The organism is Xanthomonas sp. SHU 199 (assembly GCF_000364665.1).
Lineage (GTDB): Bacteria > Pseudomonadota > Gammaproteobacteria > Xanthomonadales > Xanthomonadaceae > Xanthomonas_A > Xanthomonas_A sontii.
The window spans coordinates 1-5,032 of the sequence record NZ_AQOI01000568.1 but is presented as its reverse complement, the minus strand read 5'-3'; the positions used below and the strand labels follow the sequence as shown (position 1 = coordinate 5,032).

Sequence of the window (5,032 nt, the reverse complement as noted above, 5' to 3'; positions counted from 1 at the left end):
GGCTGTCCAGCGCCGGCCACGAGCCGCCGTTGCTGCTCGGCGCCGATGGCCGCGCGGAATTGCTGCCGCTGGAATCGGGCCCGCCGCTGGGGCTGGAGCCGCAATCGCGCTACCCGGTGGTGCATGGGCGCCTGGCCGCCGGCGCCACCCTGCTCAGCTACACCGACGGCATCACCGAGGCGATGGATGCGCAGGACCGGCCCTACGGCGAGGCGCGGCTGCTGGCGGCGCTGCAGCCGGGCGCCGACGCGCAGGCGCAGTGCGCCGCGGTGCTGGCCGACGTGCAGGCGTTCACCGCGCCGGCACCGCAGTCCGACGACATTACGCTCCTGGCGATCCGGCTACGCCAGGATCCGGCACGGGAGGCGACGCGATGATGCTGCGATGGCAGATGGAACCGGCAATCGACGCACTGGCGCAGTTGAGCGACAGCGTGGAGGCGGCGCTACGGCGCCACGGCGTGAGCGGCGAGCAGGTCAGCCGCACCCGGCTGATCGTCGAGGAGTTGGCGTGCAACACCCTCGAACACGGCCACCTGCGCCGTGAGCCGCTGCCGGTGGACGTGATCCTGCATCTGCTGCACGACGCGCTGGTGCTGGAGTTCCACGACAGCGGCCCGGCCTTCGACCCGCGCAGCGCGCCGGTGCCGGACCTGGACGCGGACATCGCCGAGCGCCCGATCGGCGGCCTCGGCCTGCACCTGGTGCAGCAACTGGCCGACCGCCTTGAGTATCGCCACGACGCCGGCCGTAATGTGGTGCGCATCGTGTTGCTGCAACCTGCCGATCCCCCTCTTCAGGAGTCGCCCGCATGACCACGTTGAGCCTGCAGATCGACCCGGCGCAGGACAAGCGCCAACGCCTCACCCTGAGCGGGCGCCTGGATACCCACACCTACCAGGCCCTGGACGAGGCGCTGGCGCCGCTGCTGGCCACCCCGATCACCACGTTGGTGCTGGACCTGTCGCACCTGGACTACATCAGCAGCGCGGGCATCCGCTCGATCTTCAAGGCGCGCAAGGTGCTGGCCGCGCGCGACGGGCGGGTGCTGGTGGTGAACCCGCAACCGCAGATCCGCAAGGTGTTCGACGTGGTCAAGGCGGTGCCGTTGAACGAGATCTTCACCTCGGTGCAGGAACTGGACGAGTACCTGGACGAGATGCAGCGGCGGGTGCTTGCCGATGGCGCAATGCGTCGGGACTGAAGTCCCTCCCACAGTGCACCCAGCGAGCGCGCTGCAAGACCCTCTGTCGACACAAGCGGCCCAGGCCGCGACCGGAGTTGCCGTACAGCGCGTCATGGCTAAGCCACTTCCACAGGGATGGGCTGGGCATCTCTTGTGGGAGGGACTTCAGTCCCGACGAGGGAGGGTGTCAGTCGGCTTCCGGCTTCCCTTTTTGCGACTGCATGACCAGCTGACTCTCACAAGGGCCACCGCTGGCCGATGCAACTTGGACAGCGCATCCCCGCAGAACTCCCAAGCACACCGAATGCATGCGCACGACGCAAACGCGCGCTGCCGTCCTGACTGAACCAATCCCACCGCGCTCCAGCGCCCGCTCTGCCAGGCGCTTGCCGACCGCACAACTTCGATATATCGTTTCCGCTTCCAATTCGACATATCGAAATGCGACGACCCCACGCCCCCGGCCCGCACCCCGCGCACCGCCTGTTCGAGGACGACCGGGCCGGCCGCGGCCGTGGCGCACGCGGGCCGCGCCCGCTCGGCCATGGCGACCTGCGGCTGTTGCTGCTGGCGATGATCGAGACCCAGCCGCGCCACGGCTACGAGTTGATCCGCGCGGTCGCCGAGCTGTTCCATGGCCTGTACACGCCCAGCGCCGGCACGGTCTACCCGACCCTGGCGCAGTTGGAAGCGCAGGGCCTGGTGCAGGCGGATGCCGACGCCACGCGCAAACGCTATGCCATCACCGAAGCCGGCCAGGCCTTCGTGCGCACCGAGCGCGCGCAGGTGGACGCGGCGCTGCAGCGCACCCAGCACAGCGCGCGCGCCCTGGTGCGCGCCAACGTGCCGGCGCCGGTGCGCGAGGCGATGCGCCGCATCAAGCACGGCCTGCTGGCGCGGCACGGGCGCTGGGACCCGGACGAGATCGAGCGCGTCGCCGCGCTGTTGCATGCCGCCGCCGACGGCATGGATGGCAACACACCCTGATTCCCCTTCCAGCCAGCACGCGGACATCAGCGCTTTCGGCATCCGCGTCGCCCGCCAACCCTCTCCCCCACTTTTCGAGGATTCCCATGGCGACCCACGAACACCGCCTGCTGCGCCACCCGCTGCGCCTGCGTCATCTGCAGGTGCTGCGCACGCAACCACTGACCCCGCACATGCGCCGCATCGTCGTCGGCGGCCCCGAACTGGACGGCTTCGTCAGCGCCGGGCCGGACGACCACGTCAAGCTGTTCTTCCCCAACCCCGAAGGCGCGTTCGTGCTGCCGACGATGACCGAGCACGGCCCGGTGTATCCGGCCGACGCGCTGCCCTCGCCCGCCCGCGACTACACCCCGCGCCACTACGACGCCGACGCGCAGGAACTGACCCTGGACTTCGTGCTGCACGGCGACGGCCCGGCCTGCCGCTGGGCGGCGCAGGCCGACCCGGGCGATGTGCTGGTCGTCGGCGGGCCGCGTGGCTCGTTCGTCGCCGCCGACGATTTCGATGCCTATGTGCTGATCGGCGACGAGACCGCGCTGCCGGCGATCGGCCGCTGGCTGGAAACCCTGCCGGCCAACGCGGAGGTGGACGCGCTGATCGAGATTCCCGGCTACGCCGACCGGCAAGCGCTGGACTGCGACGCCGAGCTGCGCGTCACCTGGCTGGAACGCAACGGCGTGGACGCACGCAGCAGCCAGTTGCTGGAAGGCGCGCTGCGCGACTTCGACCCGCCCGAGGGCGACGCGTTCTACTGGATCGCCTGCGAATCGGCCCGCGCGCGGATGATGCGCAAGTTCGTCGAAGGCCACCTGGGCGTGCCCAAGGAGTGGATCCGCGCGACGGGGTATTGGAAGGCGGGCGGGGATGCGGCGGAAGACTGAAAGCCGCGCCGAAGAAAGCAAAAAGCACGCGCAATATGGCCGGCACGGAATACATGGCAATCCGGCGCAATAGCCCCTCTCCCACCGGGAGAGGGGTTGGGGTGAGGGCAAGGACGCGCCTGGCGCTTCAGGCGCATGCGGGGCTTCGCCAGGAACCATCGCGGTAAGGCCATCGCGGCTGAAGCCGTCCCTACGGTGCGTCTTTCGCGCGCAGTTTCATTGCACTGCACACAGCAAGATCCCGAAAACACAAACGCCCGCCGAATGGCGGGCGTTTGCGTTACGGCAGGCGGCAGCGCGCGAAGCGCCGCCGCCGCGACCACAGGCGGCCTTACTTGGCCGCTGCCTGCAGCGCTTCGGTGGTGATGCGGATCTTCACTTCGTCGCTGACGTTCGGCACGTAGGCGCCCAGGCCGAAATCGCTGCGCTTGACCGTGGTGGTGGCGTCGAAGCCCAGCGCCGGCACCTTCTTCATCGGGTGCGGACCGGCACCGTTGAGGGTCACCGCCAGCACCACCGGCTTGGTCGTGCCCTTGATGGTCAGGTCGCCGGCGACGGTCAGCTTGTTGCCGCCGGCCGAGGTCACCTTGGTGCTCTTGAAGGTGGCAGTGGGGAACTTGGCGGCGTCGAAGAAGTCGGCGCTCTTCAGGTGCTCGTCGAACTTGGCGGTGAAGCTGTTGAGACCGGACAGCGGCAGGGTCACGTTGACGCTGGACTTGCTCACGTCCTGGGCGTTGTAGACCAGGGTGCCGTCGACGTCACCGAAGTGCGCGGACGGGTTGGAGAAGCCGAAGTGGCTCCACTGCACCAGCACGTCGGTGTGGGCCGGGTCGAGCGTGTAGGTGCCGGAGACGCCCTTGGCGGCGGCAGCGGCAGCGGCCGGCGCGGCGAAGGCGCTGGTGGCCGGCTGGGCGACGACGACGGCCAGGGCCATGGCGAGCGGGAGCAGCAGTTTGCGGGTCTTGGTCATGGTGGAACTCCTTGGAGGGGTGATGGGACGAAACTGCGGCAGGCGCGGGCCTGCGGTGGGACACGAAAGCGGAACCCGCGCGCTCACTCGATGCGCGCGGCCTCGTCGAAACTCAGCCGCGGCAGGCGCGGGAACAGGCCGCTGGGATCGCCGTAGCCGAGGTTGACCAGGAAGTTGGATTTGATCGCAGTGCCCGCGAAGAACGCGGCATCGACCTTGGCGTTATCGAAGCCGGACATGGGACCGGCATCCAGGCCCAGCGCACGCGCGGCCAGGATCAGGTAGGCGCCCTGCAGCGAGCCGTTGCGGAACGCGCCTTCGCTGCGGCCTTCGCGCGGGCCGTCGAACCAGCTCTTGGCATCGGTGTGCGGGAACAGGTACGGCAGCTTCTCGTGGAAGTCCTCGTCGTGGGCCACGATCACCGTGACCGGCGCGGCCAGGGTCTTGGCCAGGTTGCCTTCGGACAGCGCCGGCTTGAGCTTTTCCTTGGCCTGCGGCGAGGTGACGAAGACGAAGCGCGCCGGGCTGCCGTTGGCCGCGGTCGGGCCCCACTTCACCAGGTCGTAGAGGGCACGCAGGGTGGCTTCGTCGACCGGCTTGTCCAGGAACGCGTTCTGGGTGCGGGCGGTGCGGAACAACTGGTCGAGGGCGGCGTCGTGCAAGGCGTCGGACATGGAGGAAGTTCCTTGATCGAGGGAAGCGCCAGGAGGCCGGTGGGGCCGTCCCGATGCGAGGCGGCCAGTGTAGAGTGGCACGATTGTCGCAACACCCAGCCGCGATGCAACGGATTACTACCAAACGTGAAACGATCGGACGCGACCTGGGCGATTAGCGATGGCCGCGCCGGCAACGCCCGCCAGGCCGAGGCACTGGCCGCCGCGTTGGCGCTTCCGGCCGCGGCACCGATCCAGGCGCTGGTGTTGCAGCCGCACATGCCGTGGCGCTGGTTGGCGCCACGCTGGCTGCCCGGCGCACGGCATGCGTACGGCACGACGTTCGCGGAGGCGCT

General features: G+C 69.2%; 7 protein-coding genes and 1 pseudogene. 6 read left to right on the top strand and 2 right to left on the bottom strand.

The genetic code is table 11. The annotated features are described in order from the left end of the window. The 5 genes from D183_RS25055 to D183_RS0116870 form a co-directional block, all read left to right on the top strand. A partial coding sequence (locus tag D183_RS25055) for a PP2C family protein-serine/threonine phosphatase (protein ID WP_039728259.1) occupies nucleotides 1–377 on the top strand: 377 nt, incomplete at its 5' end. Continuing rightward, nucleotides 374–814 carry an ATP-binding protein gene (locus tag D183_RS0116885; protein ID WP_017910038.1) on the top strand — a complete coding sequence of 147 codons (441 nt, stop codon included), beginning with the start codon at nucleotides 374–376 and terminating at the stop codon, nucleotides 812–814. The genes D183_RS25055 and D183_RS0116885, both read left to right, overlap by 4 nt. Next, nucleotides 811–1,203 carry an STAS domain-containing protein gene (locus D183_RS0116880; protein WP_017910037.1) on the top strand — a complete coding sequence of 131 codons (393 nt, stop codon included), beginning with the start codon at nucleotides 811–813 and terminating at the stop codon, nucleotides 1,201–1,203. The genes D183_RS0116885 and D183_RS0116880 overlap by 4 nt, the downstream gene beginning before the upstream one ends. Nucleotides 1,204–1,626: 423 nt before the next feature. Further along, nucleotides 1,627–2,172, top strand: a complete 546-nt coding sequence (locus tag D183_RS0116875; protein ID WP_017910036.1) for a PadR family transcriptional regulator — start codon at nucleotides 1,627–1,629, stop codon at nucleotides 2,170–2,172. Between the two features lie 86 nt (nucleotides 2,173–2,258). Continuing rightward, complete coding sequence (locus D183_RS0116870; RefSeq protein ID WP_017910035.1) at nucleotides 2,259–3,053, top strand: siderophore-interacting protein; 795 nt, start codon at nucleotides 2,259–2,261, stop codon at nucleotides 3,051–3,053. Nucleotides 3,054–3,384: 331 nt separating this feature from the next. Here D183_RS0116870 and D183_RS0116865 read toward each other — a convergent pair whose 3' ends face one another. Beyond that, complete coding sequence (locus D183_RS0116865; RefSeq protein ID WP_017910034.1) at nucleotides 3,385–4,023, bottom strand: YceI family protein; 639 nt, start codon at nucleotides 4,021–4,023, stop codon at nucleotides 3,385–3,387. Between the two features lie 83 nt (nucleotides 4,024–4,106). Continuing rightward, nucleotides 4,107–4,697 (bottom strand): malonic semialdehyde reductase, encoded by a 591-nt coding sequence (locus D183_RS0116860; protein ID WP_010343089.1) that lies wholly within the window; start codon nucleotides 4,695–4,697, stop codon nucleotides 4,107–4,109. Nucleotides 4,698–4,823: 126 nt separating this feature from the next. On the opposite strand from D183_RS0116860, the pseudogene D183_RS25050 reads away from it, so the two are divergent. Then, nucleotides 4,824–5,032: pseudogene (locus tag D183_RS25050) on the top strand (nucleoside-diphosphate sugar epimerase); the annotation flags it as partial.